Origin of the sequence: Bradyrhizobium sp. F1.4.3, assembly GCF_040548375.1 — a bacterium.
Lineage (GTDB): Bacteria > Pseudomonadota > Alphaproteobacteria > Rhizobiales > Xanthobacteraceae > Bradyrhizobium.
Genome location: NZ_JBEPRN010000015.1, coordinates 136878 through 152406 on the forward strand (window position 1 = coordinate 136878; position 15529 = coordinate 152406).

Annotated in this window: 19 protein-coding genes; 11 read left to right on the forward strand and 8 right to left on the reverse strand. The window is 63.5% G+C overall.

Annotated features, from left to right (window positions below):
• Window positions 1–7: 7 nt before the first annotated feature.
• A complete protein-coding gene (gene pdxY / locus ABIB73_RS29660; protein WP_354229824.1) occupies window positions 8–820 on the forward strand; it encodes a pyridoxal kinase in 813 nt (270 codons plus the stop codon).
• Window positions 821–828: 8 nt separating this feature from the next.
• Here the strand turns inward: pdxY and ABIB73_RS29665 are convergent, their stop codons facing one another.
• Window positions 829–2127, reverse strand: coding sequence for a M15 family metallopeptidase domain-containing protein (locus tag ABIB73_RS29665; protein WP_354229826.1), 1299 nt, complete (start codon window positions 2125–2127; stop codon window positions 829–831).
• Window positions 2128–2453: 326 nt separating this feature from the next.
• On the opposite strand from ABIB73_RS29665, the gene ABIB73_RS29670 reads away from it, so the two are divergent.
• The 3 genes from ABIB73_RS29670 to ABIB73_RS29680 all read left to right on the forward strand — a co-directional run bounded on the left by ABIB73_RS29670 (window position 2454) and on the right by ABIB73_RS29680 (window position 3672).
• The gene (locus ABIB73_RS29670) at window positions 2454–2618 is read left to right on the forward strand and encodes a Flp family type IVb pilin (RefSeq protein ID WP_354229857.1); all 165 of its coding nucleotides are present in this window, start codon (window positions 2454–2456) and stop codon (window positions 2616–2618) included.
• 358 nt (window positions 2619–2976) lie between these two features.
• The gene (locus ABIB73_RS29675; RefSeq protein ID WP_502918465.1) at window positions 2977–3228 is read left to right on the forward strand and encodes a hypothetical protein; all 252 of its coding nucleotides are present in this window, start codon (window positions 2977–2979) and stop codon (window positions 3226–3228) included.
• A 297-nt stretch (window positions 3229–3525) separates the two neighbouring features.
• Complete coding sequence (locus ABIB73_RS29680) at window positions 3526–3672, forward strand: hypothetical protein (RefSeq protein ID WP_354229828.1); 147 nt, start codon at window positions 3526–3528, stop codon at window positions 3670–3672.
• Window positions 3673–3756: 84 nt separating this feature from the next.
• Here ABIB73_RS29680 and ABIB73_RS29685 read toward each other — a convergent pair whose 3' ends face one another.
• Complete coding sequence (locus ABIB73_RS29685) at window positions 3757–4344, reverse strand: bifunctional transcriptional activator/DNA repair enzyme AdaA (protein ID WP_354229830.1); 588 nt, start codon at window positions 4342–4344, stop codon at window positions 3757–3759.
• 113 nt (window positions 4345–4457) lie between these two features.
• Here ABIB73_RS29685 and ABIB73_RS29690 point away from each other — a divergent pair, with 113 nt between their 5' ends.
• Window positions 4458–4874, forward strand: a complete 417-nt coding sequence (locus tag ABIB73_RS29690; protein WP_354229832.1) for a nuclear transport factor 2 family protein — start codon at window positions 4458–4460, stop codon at window positions 4872–4874.
• 79 nt (window positions 4875–4953) lie between these two features.
• Window positions 4954–5874, forward strand: coding sequence for a DMT family transporter (locus tag ABIB73_RS29695; RefSeq protein ID WP_354229834.1), 921 nt, complete (start codon window positions 4954–4956; stop codon window positions 5872–5874).
• A 155-nt stretch (window positions 5875–6029) separates the two neighbouring features.
• Here the strand turns inward: ABIB73_RS29695 and ABIB73_RS29700 are convergent, their stop codons facing one another.
• Complete coding sequence (locus ABIB73_RS29700; protein ID WP_354229836.1) at window positions 6030–6380, reverse strand: zinc ribbon domain-containing protein YjdM; 351 nt, start codon at window positions 6378–6380, stop codon at window positions 6030–6032.
• A gap of 139 nt (window positions 6381–6519) precedes the next feature.
• Between ABIB73_RS29700 and ABIB73_RS29705 the strand changes: the two genes are divergently transcribed.
• Window positions 6520–7926, forward strand: a complete 1407-nt coding sequence (locus ABIB73_RS29705; protein WP_354229838.1) for an adenylate/guanylate cyclase domain-containing protein — start codon at window positions 6520–6522, stop codon at window positions 7924–7926.
• 30 nt (window positions 7927–7956) lie between these two features.
• On the opposite strand, the gene ABIB73_RS37655 is transcribed toward ABIB73_RS29705, so the two are convergent.
• On the reverse strand, window positions 7957–8229 hold the full coding sequence (locus ABIB73_RS37655; protein ID WP_502918466.1) for a GCG_CRPN prefix-to-repeats domain-containing protein: 273 nt from the start codon (window positions 8227–8229) through the stop codon (window positions 7957–7959).
• Window positions 8230–8713: 484 nt separating this feature from the next.
• Between ABIB73_RS37655 and ABIB73_RS29710 the strand changes: the two genes are divergently transcribed.
• From ABIB73_RS29710 to ABIB73_RS29720, 3 genes are all read left to right on the forward strand, one after another.
• Window positions 8714–9112 carry a VOC family protein gene (locus ABIB73_RS29710; protein WP_354229840.1) on the forward strand — a complete coding sequence of 133 codons (399 nt, stop codon included), beginning with the start codon at window positions 8714–8716 and terminating at the stop codon, window positions 9110–9112.
• Between the two features lie 239 nt (window positions 9113–9351).
• Window positions 9352–9633: a hypothetical protein gene (locus ABIB73_RS29715; RefSeq protein ID WP_354229842.1), complete on the forward strand. Its 282-nt coding sequence runs from the start codon at window positions 9352–9354 to the stop codon at window positions 9631–9633.
• A gap of 270 nt (window positions 9634–9903) precedes the next feature.
• The gene (locus ABIB73_RS29720; RefSeq protein ID WP_354229843.1) at window positions 9904–10926 is read left to right on the forward strand and encodes an acyl-CoA desaturase; all 1023 of its coding nucleotides are present in this window, start codon (window positions 9904–9906) and stop codon (window positions 10924–10926) included.
• 136 nt (window positions 10927–11062) lie between these two features.
• Here the strand turns inward: ABIB73_RS29720 and ABIB73_RS29725 are convergent, their stop codons facing one another.
• The 3 genes from ABIB73_RS29725 to ABIB73_RS29735 form a co-directional block, all read right to left on the reverse strand.
• The gene (locus tag ABIB73_RS29725) at window positions 11063–11992 is read right to left on the reverse strand and encodes a hypothetical protein (protein WP_354229844.1); all 930 of its coding nucleotides are present in this window, start codon (window positions 11990–11992) and stop codon (window positions 11063–11065) included.
• A 215-nt stretch (window positions 11993–12207) separates the two neighbouring features.
• Entirely contained in the window at window positions 12208–13005 is a 798-nt protein-coding gene (locus ABIB73_RS29730; protein ID WP_354229845.1) for a transglycosylase SLT domain-containing protein, read from the reverse strand.
• Window positions 13006–13032: 27 nt separating this feature from the next.
• A complete protein-coding gene (locus ABIB73_RS29735; RefSeq protein ID WP_354229846.1) occupies window positions 13033–13227 on the reverse strand; it encodes a DUF4926 domain-containing protein in 195 nt (64 codons plus the stop codon).
• A gap of 853 nt (window positions 13228–14080) precedes the next feature.
• Between ABIB73_RS29735 and ABIB73_RS29740 the strand changes: the two genes are divergently transcribed.
• Window positions 14081–14368, forward strand: coding sequence for a hypothetical protein (locus tag ABIB73_RS29740; RefSeq protein ID WP_354229847.1), 288 nt, complete (start codon window positions 14081–14083; stop codon window positions 14366–14368).
• A 291-nt stretch (window positions 14369–14659) separates the two neighbouring features.
• Here the strand turns inward: ABIB73_RS29740 and ABIB73_RS29745 are convergent, their stop codons facing one another.
• Entirely contained in the window at window positions 14660–15223 is a 564-nt protein-coding gene (locus tag ABIB73_RS29745) for a phasin family protein (RefSeq protein WP_354229848.1), read from the reverse strand.
• Window positions 15224–15529: the final 306 nt, after the last annotated feature.

A 15529-nucleotide genomic window follows, 5' to 3' on the forward strand; every position in this document is an offset into this window, starting at 1 on the left:
CCTCTCCATGCTCGTCATCTCCATTCAAAGCCAGGTGGTCCACGGCCATGTCGGCAACAGCGCGGCCGTCCATGCCATGCAGGCGGAGGGCGTGAACGTCGCCGCGGTGCCGACGACGCTGCTGTCGAACCATCCACGCTATCCGACCTTGCGCGGACGCGTGCTGGAGGCCGAGCTCGTCGCCGATCTTCTCAAGGGCGTCGAGGAGCGCGACCTCGTCGATGAGGCGGCCGTGCTCGTCACCGGCTATCTGGGCTCGCCCGGCAACGCCGCCGTCGTCGCCGATTTCGTCGAGCGCGCGCTCTCGCGGAATTCGAAGCTCGTCTATCTCTGCGATCCCGTGATCGGCGACGACGGCCGCATCTATGTGGCCGACGGCATTTTGGACGTGGTCCGGCACCGGCTGTTGCCGGCGGCAAGCCTGATCGCGCCGAACCAGTTCGAGCTCGAGCTGCTCTCCGGTGTCACGATCGCGGATGCAGACGGCTTGCGTGCTGCAGCGGCTGCGATTTCAGGGAAGGGCCGGATCGACATTGTCGCCACCGGCTGCACGCTCACCGATACGCCGGAAGGGCAGGTGGAGACGATTTTGTGCGCGGACGGACAATTGTCGCGCTTTGCGACGCCGCGCCTGCCGATCCGCCCCTATGGCACCGGCGATCTCCTGACCGGCCTGATCGCGGCGTATCTCGCCAGGGGCATGGCGATCGAGGCGGGGGTGCGGCTTGCGGTCGAGACCATCTTTGCCGTGCTAGTCCGCACGCAGGAAGCAGGATCGGCCGAGATGCGCCTCGTGCCGTTGCCGGCGTCTGGGACTTAGGCTCTCAATTAAGTCGCCCGCTTCGCGGCGGATTGCGCCGACTTCTGCGGCTTTGCCGGGCTCTTCGCGCGCGCGACTTGAGCCTTTGACGGCTTTGCGCTGGCCACAGCCCGCGCCTTCTTCGGCTTGATGTTGTTGGCGGCCACCTTGCGGTCGGTCGCGACGCCACGCTTCGAGATGTACTCCTGGCCGTCGATCGGGCCGACATGCGGCGGATCGCGGCCGAGATAGGGCCGGCCGATGCCGAGCGCCTTGCCGTTGGCATCGACCCATTTCCACAGCACTTCCGTCGAGACCCAGCGCTGCGCGCGGTTGTCGCCCTTGGTGCTGACGATGTCGGCCGCAAGCCCGTGGCCGTAGCCGCCACGCGTGCTGCCGCCGTGATAGGAGCGGTCGGATGCTGCCTTCAACCCGCTGGCGATCGACTGACGATAGTCGTCGCGGAACGCGCTGGTGATGCCGGGCGAGAGGCCTGCGGCTTCCGCCGCCAGCAGCGTGCGAAACAGTTTTTGCTTGAAGCTGCGGTCCATGCCGCCGATGACGTAATCCATCAGCGGCATCTTGGCGTGCTCGGCTGCCTTCGGATCCTTCCAGCCAAAGTCCTCGTCGACGAGCTTTGTGAAGCTGCGCATCACCGTGACCATCTTGCCCTTGCGCTTGATGGTGACGGCGTGCCGGTCCTCGACCTTGATCGAGTCTTCCTTCGGCGTGCGCTGATAGAGCGCCCAGAGATAGCGGTCGATGCAGGCATCCATGACGAAGCATTCGTCGAGCACGGCGACGGTGTCGGCGGACGGCGATGCCTTGCTCTCGGCAACAGGTCCGCTCGCGATCGCCGCAGGCGAGAGCGTCTCGGACGGGACGACGTCGCCGGGATCGGCGGATGCGAGTTTGATGGCGGGCTCCGGCGCGGGCGCAGCCTCGCTGGCGATGGGAGCGGGTTCGGGCGACATCTGAGGAGCGGGCGAGGCCGCTGGCAGCATCTCCGTCGGATCGGCCGAGGCGAGCTTGATGGCGGGGGCGGGCGTCTCGGGCGTTGCCGCTTCAACCGTCGCCAGGCTCGGCGTCGCAGCTGCCGCGGCCGCGATGTCGGCGGTCAGGGCGATGCCGTCATCGATGGTCGCTGCACGCGGGATGTCGGCGAGCTCCAGGTGGGTGAGATCTTTCGCGCGAGAGACGGCGGCTGCATTGGCGCCGCTGTTTTCGATCAGGGCCGGCGCATAGGCGGAGAGGGAGAGCGCCAGCCAGCCGACCATCACGGCCGAGGGGCACGAGACCGCTACGATAAGAGACCGCCGATCATTCATGATCCCTGCCTCCAAAAGGTTCTGACCGAACCAGTTTGCACAGCCAAGCACACAGCCAAGCACGCGGCACATCGATTGTTCGGAGGACGATGTGGCGGTGCAATGGCGCAAATCCCCGAAAAAGGGCTTTTCAGACGAGTGTTGCCCGGGTGCAACGCGGGTTCCCCAGTGGTTCCAGTGGCCGGCAGGCGGAAAAGCAGGCAAAAAACAGCCTTCGATTGTCATCAAATTGGATGATCCGGATTTACTCAATCTTGGATTGTAGTGATGCATTGCTCGCGCGCCGGCAACGTCCGGTAGACCTTGGGAAGGACACGAGTGTGAATTTGAAATGCATGCTGGCTGATTTTGCCGCCGATGAATCCGGCGCCACCGCGATCGAGTACGGCCTGATCGCAGCGGGCATCGCGCTCGCGATTATTGAAGTGATTTACGCGCTGGGCACCAATCTCGTCGCAAAACTGCAATCGCTTGCGACTGCGTTGAAGTAGGTCATTCCCTCTCGTGTCCCGGACGCGCTGCAACGCTCCTTTGGCGTTGCTGCGCAGAGCCGGGACCCATGCCGCAGCGATTGCTCGCGGCAACGTGGGCCCCGGCTCTGCAGCGCACTGTCGAAGGGACGCTGCGCTGCGTCCGGGGCACAAGAGAGGGGGCAACTACCGCCTCCTCGCGGTTTATTCCGCCCGAGTCGGGACCGGGTGTCTTGCCCGGCGGCTCCCTGCGCAAGTCTTTGTGAAAGTTAACCATTGCGCCCATGCGCGCCGTGCGATGTTGCGATGCGACAATGCATGTCGCAATGCAGCAAATCACCCTTAGATGTGCTCCGAATCCTCACTCAGGAGCATCACAGTGAAGAAACTGAAATTCTCGATCGCCGCCGCCCTTGCCATGACAGCCTCGACGGCGAGCTTCGCCGCCGAACTGCCGGCTTATGAAGCCAATGGCTTCCCGGTCTCGCCCGTGCAGGTTCGCATAGTCGGTGCCGCACATGTGCAGCAGGAGCAGACGACGCCGGCCACGACCGTCACGGTTCACCAGGCGAGCGTTCTGACGCCGCGCAAGCTGAAGACCGCGACGGTGACGACGGGCAGCGCCCGCTAACTGATATCGCGTGAGAGCAGTGGGCTCGCGAGGCGAGGCCCGCTGCCTCATGCGACAGCACGCACGCGAGGCGTTGCATGCTCATCACGCGAGGGTGACCGATGGCATCTCTCGCGCGTTCGCTCGATGCGCTGACTGAGAAGCTTGCGGCGGAAAAGATCGCTGCAAACGTCCGATCATGTACAGCCGTTCAAAACGAGTGTGATCTTCTTAATAGTTGTTTTGCAGATCGCGGTGCTTGATGCGCCAGCCGCATCGTGAGCGGCCAATAATTGATTTCATATATTGGAGGCCATCATGCCTGTTGCCCAGAAAGCCGTCATTGCGACCGCCGCGCCGCGCGCATTCATTTTCAGGCATGCTGCGCTGTTCGCCGCGGCCGCGTTGTTCGTGTTCGTGCTGAGCCTGACCTATGGGCTCGATCTCAGCCCGGGTTTTTTCTGAGCAGTTTCTTTTAGCCCGGATGGAGCGAAGCGCAATTCGGGCTATGCGCACTTCAATAGGCAAAGGCGAGCGGCGTAACGAACGCTACGCTCTCCGCTTCCGTACCGCGCGCAGGCTCGATGGCGAACGGCCGTAGAGTTCGGCGAATGCGGCATTGAAGCGGCGCAGGCTACCGAAGCCGGCCTGGAATGCGATGTCCGTCATGGTGTGATCGCCGCTGTCGAGCAGGCGTTTGGCGCGCTGGACGCGAAGCGTCCTGGCGAGCTGCTGCGGCGTGGCGCCGACATGCCGCTCGAACAACCGCGCCAGATGGCGCGAGGAGATGCCGAGCCGCTCGGCAAGCGTCACCACCGAGTTGTCGTCGAGCGCGCCCTCATTGATGAGCTTCACCGCGCGTGCGACCGTCGCGCGCGTGCCGTTCCAGGCCGGGCAGAACGGCGCGGTCTCGGGACGGCAGCGCAGGCAGGGCCGGAACCCGGCGGCCTCGGCCGCGGCCGCCGTCGGATAATAGGCGACGTTGCGCATCAGCGGGTGCTTGGCCGGACAGACCGGGCGGCAATAGATGCCCGTGGTCTTCACTGCCGTGAAGAAGCGGCCGTCATAGCGGGGGTCGCGGCGCAGGCGCGCGGCGTTGCAGATCTCGAAGCTCAGCATGGCCTCATGATAGCGCATGCATGTGCGCGGGGAAGTGCCGCGGGATGACCGAGTCCGATTGTGGCGAGCCGCAATGCGTATCCCGGCCTAGAAAGGCGATCCTCACGCCAACGCAAGCAGGGGAGCCTGTCGTGACCAGCCCTAGGGATATCGTACTCAACGCCTGGAAGAACTTTTCATCGCGCGACGCCGAGCGCATCGCGGCGCTGTTCACCGAGGATGCCGAATGGATCGCGCCGAAAGGCAACGCCACCGCGGTCGCGCTCGATCACACCGACCACATGGTCGGAGCGCAAGCGATCGCGCGCTTCATCGCCCAAGAGATGCACCGGATGTTTTCGGAGATCGATATCGCCTTTCGCGGCGTCTATGCCGACGGCGATGTGGTGATCGTGGAGGAGCGGATGCGCGCCACCCTTGCCGGCGGCAAGCCTTACGAAAACGACTATTGCTTCGTGTTCACGGTGGCCGGCGACCGCATCCGCGAGGTCAGGGAATACATGGATACGCGCAAGGGATGGCGGATGGTGTTTGGCGCGGGAGCGTGATGGCCCACATTCTTCGCTGCGTGCCAGCCCTGCAGCCGCGTGGGTTGAGTCGGTGCACGCGCTGACATAAGGCTTGCCCATGGATCAGCGAACGAGCGGCGCTGACGCTCTCACTCAAAAGAACGATGCGGCACCGGCGCTTCTCGGCGTCGTCTGCGGCCTGTCGGCTGCGCTGTTCTGGGCGCTGGGCTTTGCCGGCACGCGGCATGGCCTCAAGGTCGGCTTCACGCCGGTCGATCTGCTGGTGCATCGCTATGTCTGGTCGGGCATCGCCTTCCTGCCGCTGGTGCTGCGCGCCGGCATCAGCGATCTCTGCGGCATCGGCTGGGGCAGGGGCCTCGCGCTGATGGTGCTGGGCGGCCCGGTGATGTCGCTGATCTCCTACACCGGATTCCAGTTCGTGCCGCTCGGCCATGGCAGCGTGATCCAGCCGTCCTGCGCGACGCTGGGCGGGCTGCTGCTCGCGGCATTGTTCCTGAAAGAACACGTATCCGCCTCGCGCCTGGCCGGTGCCGTCGTCATCGTCGGCGGTCTCGGCGTGATCGGCGCGGAATCGATCGGCCATATCGGGGCCGATGGTGTGCAGGGCGATCTGATTTTCGTGCTTACCGGATTCATGTTCGCGGGCTTTGGCGCGCTGCTGCGCCACTGGCGTGTCTCCGCATTTTCGGCCGCGCTCGTCATCAACGTGCTGTCGCTGCTGCTGCTGCCGCTGTATTTCCTGACCGGCGGGCTCGCCCGCATCGCGGCGATCGGCGTGAGCGAGAATGCGATCCAGGCGCTGGCGCAGGGCGTGCTCGCAGGCCCCGCCGCGCTTTATCTGTTCGCCGTCTCGGTCCAGCGCCTGGGCGTCGCCCGCGCTGCGGTGTTTCCTGCATGCGTGCCGGCGCTGACGCTGCTCACCGGCTGGTTCCTGCTCGGCGAGCCGCCGACGGCGTTGCAGGCGGCGGGGCTCGTCACGGTGCTGTGCGGGTTTTATCTGGCGCAGCGGCAGCGATAGGCCGCTGTTTGCTAACTGCAGACCTCCTCGTTGTAGATGCCGATATGTTCGAGATCGCATCCCTTTCGAACCGGCCGACATCCCGTGAACAGGCAAACGATCTGGCCGGCGCCTTGCGGATGGCGGACAAGTCCATCCGCCCATGCTTTGAGGGTTCAGGCCTTCTTCACGAACTCCGACTTCAGGTTCATCGCGCCGATGCCGTCGATCTTGCAGGCGATGTTGTGGCCATCGGCCGCATCCTGAAGCCGGATGTTGCGAACCTTGGTGCCACCCTTGACGACCGATGACGAGCCCTTGACCTTGAGGTCCTTCATCACGATGACGCTGTCGCCGTCGGCCAGCACATTGCCGTGGGCATCGCGCACGCCCGCCTCCTGCGGCGCCAGCGCGGCGGCGTCAGCCGCAGGGCTCCATTCATGGCCGCAGTCCGGGCAAACCCAGAGATCGCGATCCTGGTAGGCATGCTCCGAGTTGCATGTCGGGCATTTCATGGCATCGCTCATGGCTGGTCTCGATCTTCCGTTGGCGCGGCGCACCGTAGGGGCGGAGAAGAGGAATGCAAGGGAAAGCTGCCGGGCCGCTACGCAGACGTGATCGGGAAAACGGATTTTCGCTGACACAACTTTCGGGTAACATCGTCGCATGAGCGAAATCGAAACCTTGTTCGGTGTCCTGCGGCAGTCGGCCGACGAGGGCATCGTCGACATGCTCGAGCGCATGGTGCGGGAGGCGCCGGACCATGCCCTGAGCAAGATCAATGCGCTGGATCTCGCGGGGGCTTCCGGCTTCGGCGAGGAGCAGGTGATCGCGGGGCTGCTGCATGCGGTCGGGCTCGGCATTCTCGAGATGACCTGGAGCGTGATGTGCCCGAGCTGCGCCGGCGTGCTCTCTGCTAACAAGAGCCTGAAGACGGTGACCAGCCCGCAATATCACTGCGCGTTCTGTGCCGCCGGCTATGAGACCACGCTCGACAATCTGGTCGAGGTGACCTTCATGGTCAGCCCGCGCGTGCGCAAGATCGCGGCCCACAGTGCCGACGAATTGCCGCTCGCCGAATATTATCGCCAGGTGTTCTGGAGCTCGACCATCGATCTTCCGCCCGACCTCGACGGTCTATTACGCGAGCTGACGCTGGAAGCGGTCGACCTGCCGGCGGGGGAGCGCGCCATCCTCTCCCTCCAGGTGCCGGCGGGCATGCTGATCGTGTTCGATCCGGTGACCCATACGGCGCAGTTCATCGAGGTCAAGGGCGAGGAGACGAGCGAGCGCCAGAACCTCTCTTTGATCTTCAACAAGGCCGACGTCCCCGCCGATGCCGTGACCTTGCGCCCGGGATCGCTGCGCCTCGCGCTCGAAAACCGCACCGACGCCCGCGTGCTGCCCGCGGTCTGGGTCGCGAGCCAGCGGCTCGACGATCTCCTGACCCGGCGCAAGCCGAGCCTCACCGCAAAACGCCTGCTCACCAACCAGACCTTTCGCGACCTCTATCGCACCGAGACGCTGGCGATCGGCCAGCGGCTGAAGATCCTGAGCCTGACCTTCCTGTTCTCGGACCTGAAGGACTCCACCGGGCTCTATGAGCATGTCGGCGACCTCGTCGCCTTCGATCTCGTCAACGAGCATTTCCGGCTGTTGCAGGAGATCATCGCGGCCGAACAGGGCGCCGTGGTCAAGACCATCGGCGACGCCGTGATGGCGACGTTCGAGACCCCGGATCGCGCCATCGCTGCCGCGATCCGCATGCGCGAGGCCATGAGCGAGCTAGGGGCCCAGCGCCAGCATCAGGGCCTGCTCCTGAAGATGGGCATCCACGAAGGCTCCTGCCTCGCGGTGACGCTGAACGGCCAGCAGGACTATTTCGGCCAGACGGTGAACATCGCCTCGCGCGTCCAGGGCCTTGCCGCCTCGCGCGCGATCGTGGTGACGGAAGCGGTGGTGGACAACGCCGAGACAAGGACGCTGCTCGAGGCCAGCGGCCTCAACCCGACCCGGCGCAGCGTGGCGCTGAGCGGGATCGCGGACAAGGTGTCGGTGTATGAGATTCCGTGAACGCACGCAGGTCGCGGGCAGCGTGGCGCTTCAGAGCCAGTCTTTTATCTTCGGGACGCACGCCCGTTGGCGCGAGCTCCAAATGTAATCGGAGCCGCCACAGGGCGGCCGCGGACGTGTAGTGGCGGGACATTCATTCCAGACACGCGCGCCCGTGCCCCAGCCATCGACCACACACGCGCCCGCGGCGGTGTTGTGGCAACCAGGACCGCAGCCGTCTGCCGCGTTGGCTGTGCAGATCGCAAGCAGAAGCACGAGAGGGGCTGCACTGGCTGACAAGAGGCGTGGAAAGTGCCTACTCATACGCTCGCTCCTTTACCGATGCCCGTCTCGATGTCGCACAAGCCTGGCCGCGGGCCTGCCGGCCGGATTGCCCTGAAGCATAGCACCAAAGGCTGTGCCCGAGAACGCCGACGCCAAGGATCTCGTGCGCGGCTGCGCCGGCGCTGTTGAGCCCCGCGCGACGGCGGCGATGCTGCCAGCAAAACGGTCGCCAAATGGGCGACCGTTTGAGTCTCAAAGCGCTGACGCAATCGAACAGGTGTCCACAAAAACCAGCCCCGGGTTAAAGAAATCGCTACGAGCTACAAATGTCTGCCCCGGCTGGCCAAAGCTTACACGGATTTGCTGCATGTGTATGACGAATTGTGTGTTCCGGAACAGGAACTCGGGGGCGTGAGGCAGGCGAGCCGAGTATGGGGAGAGCGCTCGTGAGACACTCCACCGTCGCGGCTTGATTGGATCGCGCCGACGCTCCACCGTGCTCAATCTTGAAGAGGTCCGCCCCATGACCTTCCTCCTCAACATCGACGTCCCCGATGTCGAAACCGCCACGAATTTCTACACCGCCGCGTTCGGCCTGACCGTCGGCCGCCGCTTCGGCACCGACTTCGTCGAGCTTCTGGGCTGGCCCGCGCCGGTCTATCTCCTGACCAAGCAGGCCGGCACGTTAGGCGCCGGCCGTGACCGCCGCCGCTACGAGCGGCACTGGACGCCGCTGCATATCGACGTCGTCGTCGACGATGTCGACGCTGCAGTCGAGCGCGCGGTGCGCGCCGGCGCCGTGCTCGAAGCCCCCGCGCGCGATGCGCCGTATGGACGGATCGCGATGCTGGCCGATCCGTTCGGGCATGGGTTCTGTTTGTTGGCGTTCAGTCACGAGGGGTATGGGGCATTGGTCCGATGAAAAATATCGAAAACAACCCCATGCAAAGTAGAAATCGCTCAGGATTTTTGATTTCGGCGATACCGAATAGGATTTGACCCGTCGGGCAAAACAGGGGCATTATGGCATGGTGCCCGTAGCCGTGCGGGCGGCCGCCGAAATCCGTGAGAGCCAACAGCGGTCATTCAAGCAAATCGAGAACGAATTAAGCTTGCGTTGCTTGGCTTCCTTTAGCACTCTTGCGGGAAGGAGACCAACGCATGAAGATCATGACCGTCGCGTGTGCGCTCGGAGCGGCCCTGGTGCTCTGTAGCCTCGGGATATCAGGTGCTGAAGCCCGGCCGCGGAAGAGCCAGGTCGTTCGTGAACCACAGCAGAGGCTTGTCGTCACGGCGCCTGTTCTCAGGCCAACGCCGTGGGATTATAATGTTGTTCCACGATATCGTTATCGCCCTGAAGACGACCGGGTCGATCCCTACGGCCCGCCGCTTGTGCCGTCGTTCGTCCGCTATGAGGGGTGGCGGTGGCCGTACTGGTGGTGAAGGCCACCGAGGCACAGGGAGGCGAATAGTGCGTAGGGTGGGCAAAGGCGCAAAGCGCCGTGCCCACCATTCCTGGCACAGCATTCAGATGGCGGGCACGCTTCGCTTTGCCCACCCTACAACTGAAATTGCCGCTTCACCGCGTTAACCCCCGAGATAGTTTGCGGCGAGGTGATCGCCGCACCGCGCTTGCCGCGGCTTGCTCAAAATAACTGGCGTCTGTACCCTGCGTTGCAGAAGAGTTGATTTTCCATCAACGGATCGGCTGAAATGACTGTAATCGAGGGCGTGGCGTCGGAGGCAGGTGCGGACCTCAAAATGCCACCGGGCGTGCTTGTCGATGGCCCGGTGGTCGACGCCAAGTTTCGCGATTCCTACATCTCGTTCGCCATCATGATCCTGGGCTCGATCGCGGCGCTGGTCTGGGCCTTCACGCAAGGCATCGGCAGGGTGGAGATTTCGGTCTTCGCCGGCATGTTTGTGATGTCCACGGTCGGCATCGGGTTCATGCATCGCTACTTCGTCCACCGCAGCTTCCGCTGCGGTCCGGTGATGCGGACGGTCTTCGCCGCGATCGCCACGCTGGCGGTGCAGGGCTCGATCCTGAAGTGGGTGAGCAACCACCGGCGGCACCATCTTCACTCCGACAAGCCCGGCGACGTCCACAGCCCCTACTATGACGGCTTCGGTAACCGCATTGCCAGCTTCGCCAAGGGCATGTCGCATGCCCAAGGCGGCTGGGTGTGGGACCTCGCCACCACCGATGCCGAATACTACGCCAGGGATATTCTGGCCGACCCGATCGCCATGTTCTTCACCAGGACGCGCTGGTACTGGTACGCGCTGTCGGCGATCATCATTCCGGGCGCCCTCGGCTACGCGTTTGGCGGCGTGCACGCGATGATCGGCTGCGTCTTGTTCTCCGGCCTGTTCCGCAGCTACCTCATGACCATGGCCACCTCGCTGGTCAACTCGGTCTGCCACAGCGATGGTCGCTACGGCTACCGTCGCTTCAACCTCAATGACGGTACGACCAACGAGTTGGTGACCACGATCCTCACCTTCGGTGAAGGGCTGCACAACAACCATCATCGGTTTCCGCGGGACGCCTATCTTTCGCACGCCTGGTACGAAATCGACATCAATGGCCTGATCATTCTGGGGCTCGGGAAACTCGGGCTGGTGCACGACATTTTCGCGGCCGGAAGCCGGACCCGTCTCTCCCAAGATCCTGGCTCCCGAGATTCGGACGGCGGAAAACATTCAATACCAGATCCGGAAGCTATGGTCTGAACCACGAAGCGGAGACATCCGCCCGCGGACACCTGGCCAACGGCGTCGCCGCTCGACGTCGTCGTTGACGATGTCGACGCCGCGGTCAAGCGCGCGCTGTGCTTCAATGCGCCTTCGGCTCATGCGCCGATGAGGCTCACCAATCCGGATCGCCGTAAGGGTCGACCATATAGGGCGGGGGCATCCAGGGTCTTCGTGGCGGCGTGGGCCGCCGAGGTGCGGCTGCTTGTATATGCTGGCGCGCAGCCGCATCGCTCTCCCTCACGACGCTGCGCGGCGCGGATTTCGCGGATGCGGATAGCGCAGTGAGTTGCGTCTGGAGCGCCTGGACCTGCGCCGCGAGGCGCGCACTGTCCGCCGTGTCCGTCTCCCGCGCCGTCTTGAGTTGTTGAATGGCGTCGGCCTGCTCGTGAAGCGTCTGCTCATTGCGGCTCTTCAGTTGCTCGAGCTTGTCGCTGATGCTTGCAAGTTGGTCCGTGATGGTCTTGAGCGATTGCGCCAACTCGGCGGATTTCTGATCGGGCGGCGTGGCGGCGGTCGACGGACTAGTTTCCGCGTCCTTCTGGGCCGCCGGTGCCGGCACGGACACCGATCCATCGGCGGCGGCCAGCAGGACTGTTGGTGGATTCACCGGAGCGCGAACCTCTGACGCTTCCGGCGGCGGGTTCGAGACCGGCGGCGCCCATCGCGCCATGATCGCTCTCGCCTCATCGCGATATTGCGAAGCGAACGCGGCACCAAGGATGCCTGTCGTCAGCAACAGGCCAACGAAACCTCGCAGCCAGGGCCGATTCCCCTTCGGGTTTTGGTCGCGAACCTTGCTTTGCGGCGATGACGTCGTTTCCGAGGGATTGACGCCTGGCGCCGCACTGGCCCTGGCCTGCGAGGTTGACGGGCCATCGCTGCCGCGTTCCATTCCCGAAACCAGCCGGTCCAGGCGCGCAAGGTCTTCTTCGGCGCCCTTGATCTGTTCATACGCCCGCGTCAGATCGCCATCGGCGCGCTGCGGGCCTTGCGGATCGTCCGGCTTCGGGTCGTTCGTCTGAGGCACCGATGCGCTCTCCATACAGCCTTGCGTCAACGGAATGAGTGCGGCAGTCCGAGATCATCGTGAGGTTAGTTCCTGCCGCCCGCCAAGACAACGCGCGCGCGAGGGAGAAATTATGGCGACCTTGGTCGGCCGGAGCGGGGCCCCGGTAAGTCAAGCCGGCCCATCTCGCTCGCAAGCCTGTTCAGGAACAGGGCCGGATCGCAGTTGCCCGTCACGGCGGGGCTGCAATGCTAATTGCCGTCATCCGCCGCAAGGTGCTGAAACTGCCGCTTCATCGCATTGACCCGGGAGATATAGCTTGCAACGAGGTGATCGCCGCAGCGCTCACTGGGCATCATCTGAAAGTGACGGCGCGCGTAGGCCGTGGCGGGACCGGCGCCGCAGAGATGGATGAAGGCGGCCAGATCCTGCTTCTGCTGCGCGCTTGCTTTCACATCGCCCGCGCGGGCGAGAATGTCGGCCACATTGCGGTCCAGATACACCGACGCCAGCTCGATGGCGTGGCTCGGGATCGCGCGGCTATAGAGGAAGGTCGACCCGCAACCGGTCTCCGTGACCGCGTTGCCGCGGATACAGAACCGCGCGGCCTCGCTGAGGGCCGGATCGGTCATCTGGTAGAGGCCGACGGCGCTGGAGGCGGGCCGGTAGATCGCGAAGGGATTGAGACTCCATCGCCAGCGCCAGTAGGTGCGCGCCACCGGATTGCCCGAACTCTCGACCTGCGCCAGCGCGGCCAGCAATTCGGGCGTGATCGTAGCAGTGGAGTAGGTGCGGAACAGCGGCCCGTATTGCCGCCAGTTCTCTGATGGATCCTTGTCGAGGGCGTTGCCGACGAAGACGAACAGCTCGGTCGGTTTGCGGATCGTTTGATAGACGATGTTCAGGAGTGCGGCGACCGCAAGCAGGATTGCCACGCTGCACGCGATCCGAACGAACCGCGGTGCGCGCGCGAACGTCTTTCGCACCCACCGAGCGCCCCGCCGGACGCTGCGAAGGCGAGGGAGGAGGCGCTTGCTTTTTCTTGGCATGGGTGTTGTGGGAGCGAACAGGAGGTCCTACGGGTCTATATTTAGCTCCGCAGCTTGAGCCGTATATGTTCCAAGTGATGCTCCTGCGTCATCTACAAACTCGACCTCGTATGCTGGCGGGTCGGCCGAATGCACGATCAGAATAGTCCCTCGGCTACCCGGCGGCAGTGGAATCGCTGGCGTCATTTGCTTCAAGGTGACTACGTCAAATTCTTTCGGCATCGACTTATATTCCCAATCCCTTAGAGTTGAGTGCGTCGCCGTGGTTCCCGCTGATGCCTATGCAGGTAAGCGTGACAGTTTCACTGTCCCGTCAGGAACTCGGCAACCAGATCTCAAGGGCCCGCATTGTTCTAAATCAACAAACCCGCTCATTGGCGAACTACGCTGACGAACCGTTCCAGTCCTGGAAGGAGAGTGGTCATGTCGCGCCGAACCATCGTTTCACTTACCGCATCCGTCATCATTGGCATCGCCTGCATCGTGACTGTCTCGACTGACGCCTTCGCGTATCGAAGAGGCGTTGGGGTTGGTCGCGCTGGTGTTTATCACGGCGGTGTCTATCGCGGTGGCGTCTATCGTGGTGCAGCCGTGCGCCGTGGAGTTGCCGTGGGCGTCGGAGCTGCTGCGGTTGGTGCTGCTGCTTACGGGGCTTACGGAGCCTACGGAGGCTATCGCCGCTGCGGCTACGAACCTTACCCGCCTTGCTACTAGCCGGTCTTGTAGCCGGTCTTGGCGCAGCGGCCACCGAGTAACCGGTTGAGCCGGGTCTGGTGGCCGCCTGTCCGACGCGCAACGATCACCGGACGACATTCCCATTGCCGCCAACGCGACGTGGGGGTGGGTGATGCCGGTAATACCGGTTGGCCACAGCAGCTCGTAGCGAAGCATAACCCACCACTTGCGTCGCCGCGCAAGACAAGAGAAGAGCGTGCGGGACAGGTTAGCAATAGCGTAACCCTCCGATCCTCTGGAGAATGAATGGCGGATTGCGCCTCCGGCTAGTCCGCCCTATCGCGCGCTGCTCCCCGAGGCATCCCTGAGATGTGCTATGTTTATGGGGGGAGGAATCGGCATGAGAGTCCTTACCGCGATACTCGCCCTGCTTCTTTCAAGCCCGGCCGCAGCCGAGGACTGCCAGACATGCTCAATGGCCGACGCCTGCATGAAGGAGTACGTTAAGGCAACATCGGAGGCCCAAAGGGCCACGAAGCAAGCAATCCGGGATTGGAGGCAGAATCTGGACCGAAAGGCCTCCGCCGAATTGTCCAGCAGAGGCACGCTCGCTTTGCAGGACGCCATGGAGGCGCAGGTTCGTTCGGAGCTGGAGCGGCTGAAGGAGTGCTTGGCGAAGATCAGGTAGGGCGTAAGCACCCGGCGGAAAGCACGCTCAGACAAGGATGGGTTGAGCCTTTGCGAAACGCATCATCTTTGCGGCCGGCAATTAATGGTATCGCTTCCGCCTTCGCTCTTCGAGCTACGGCGGACAGTCGCGCCATCCATCCTACGATCTAATTGCCGTCATCCGCCGCAAAGCGCGGAAATTGCCGCTTCATCGCGTTGACCCAGATATAGGCCCCAACGAGGTGATCGCCGCACCGCTCGCTGGCTCATATGTTTTCCGGCCCCGCCGCGTCGGAATACGCAGTTGTCGTTAGTGACGTGTCGCGCGGATTTCGAGCGTCGTCTGGGTGAGCCTGGCCACGAACCCCTCAAAATGCATGACCCTTTGTCTGGTCAATTGTCCATGCAACTCGGCGATCTTCTGGGATTCGGCGATCAACGATTCGCACACCTGCTTCGCGTACTCCATCTGAAGCTCAAAGGCCTCGACGGGTGAGCGGGCCGTCGCGAGCTTTCCCAGGAAGGTCCAGGCGTGCTCAAGCGACGTCCTCGTGTAGTCGCTATAGGCATCGGCAATCGCCTGCGTGCTGGCCTGGGAGGGGTCCACCGGTGCGACGGGCGCGCTTGCAGCGATCTCCATCCCGGAAGCCTCGCCCGGCAAGGCTGCAGCCGAGGGTACCTGCGCACTGATCTCTCGGCTCGTCTCCTGCCTTATCTCTTGCCTGTTCTCTTGGCTGATCTCCGCCGAGGCATCCGGCAATCGATGGGCTGCAGTTGCGTGTTGCTCGCCGGCCCCGGTCCGTTGCCCGCCCTTCTTCTTCCCGCCGCGCCGGCCGGATTTTCCCGTTGGCTTATTTTCGACTGCACTCAACATTGCAAATGGCTCCTAAAATATCGCTGAAACCGCAAGCCTCCGTCGTGTTTGCGCTGAAATCGCGATTGCGGGTTGTCGCTTGCGTGGCGGCCATGTGGTGAGATTTTGCCGGGCATCGGCACGGCCATCCTGCCGGGTCTTGACCGTCCTGCGTCTGAGACCACGCTCGCCCCATCCGCGTCATCGATCTCAGATTACGGTGACAGGATTACGGTGACAGTGCTGGACTGCACCCCTCAAGTGAGACACGATAATCTCGGTGACAGGGCATTTCCGAGGATGACCTGTGGCAGCAAGAGGGAAGAA

Bases quoted from the DNA above. Each gene is read 5' to 3' on its own strand.
- pdxY (WP_354229824.1), top strand. From the start codon at position 8: ATGCTCGTCATCTCCATTCAAAGCCAGGTGGTCCACGGCCATGTCGGC.
- ABIB73_RS29665 (WP_354229826.1), bottom strand. From the start codon at position 2,127: ATGAATGATCGGCGGTCTCTTATCGTAGCGGTCTCGTGCCCCTCGGCC.
- ABIB73_RS29680 (WP_354229828.1), top strand. From the start codon at position 3,526: ATGCCTGTTGCCCAGAAAGCCGTCATTGCGACCGCCGCGCCGCGCGCA.
- ABIB73_RS29685 (WP_354229830.1), bottom strand. From the start codon at position 4,344: ATGCGCTATCATGAGGCCATGCTGAGCTTCGAGATCTGCAACGCCGCG.
- ABIB73_RS29695 (WP_354229834.1), top strand. From the start codon at position 4,954: ATGGATCAGCGAACGAGCGGCGCTGACGCTCTCACTCAAAAGAACGAT.
- ABIB73_RS29700 (WP_354229836.1), bottom strand. From the start codon at position 6,380: ATGAGCGATGCCATGAAATGCCCGACATGCAACTCGGAGCATGCCTAC.
- ABIB73_RS29705 (WP_354229838.1), top strand. From the start codon at position 6,520: ATGAGCGAAATCGAAACCTTGTTCGGTGTCCTGCGGCAGTCGGCCGAC.
- ABIB73_RS37655 (WP_502918466.1), bottom strand. From the start codon at position 8,229: ATGAGTAGGCACTTTCCACGCCTCTTGTCAGCCAGTGCAGCCCCTCTC.
- ABIB73_RS29710 (WP_354229840.1), top strand. From the start codon at position 8,714: ATGACCTTCCTCCTCAACATCGACGTCCCCGATGTCGAAACCGCCACG.
- ABIB73_RS29715 (WP_354229842.1), top strand. From the start codon at position 9,352: ATGAAGATCATGACCGTCGCGTGTGCGCTCGGAGCGGCCCTGGTGCTC.
- ABIB73_RS29720 (WP_354229843.1), top strand. From the start codon at position 9,904: ATGACTGTAATCGAGGGCGTGGCGTCGGAGGCAGGTGCGGACCTCAAA.
- ABIB73_RS29725 (WP_354229844.1), bottom strand. From the start codon at position 11,992: ATGGAGAGCGCATCGGTGCCTCAGACGAACGACCCGAAGCCGGACGAT.
- ABIB73_RS29730 (WP_354229845.1), bottom strand. From the start codon at position 13,005: ATGCCAAGAAAAAGCAAGCGCCTCCTCCCTCGCCTTCGCAGCGTCCGG.
- ABIB73_RS29735 (WP_354229846.1), bottom strand. From the start codon at position 13,227: ATGCCGAAAGAATTTGACGTAGTCACCTTGAAGCAAATGACGCCAGCG.
- ABIB73_RS29740 (WP_354229847.1), top strand. From the start codon at position 14,081: ATGAGAGTCCTTACCGCGATACTCGCCCTGCTTCTTTCAAGCCCGGCC.
- ABIB73_RS29745 (WP_354229848.1), bottom strand. From the start codon at position 15,223: ATGTTGAGTGCAGTCGAAAATAAGCCAACGGGAAAATCCGGCCGGCGC.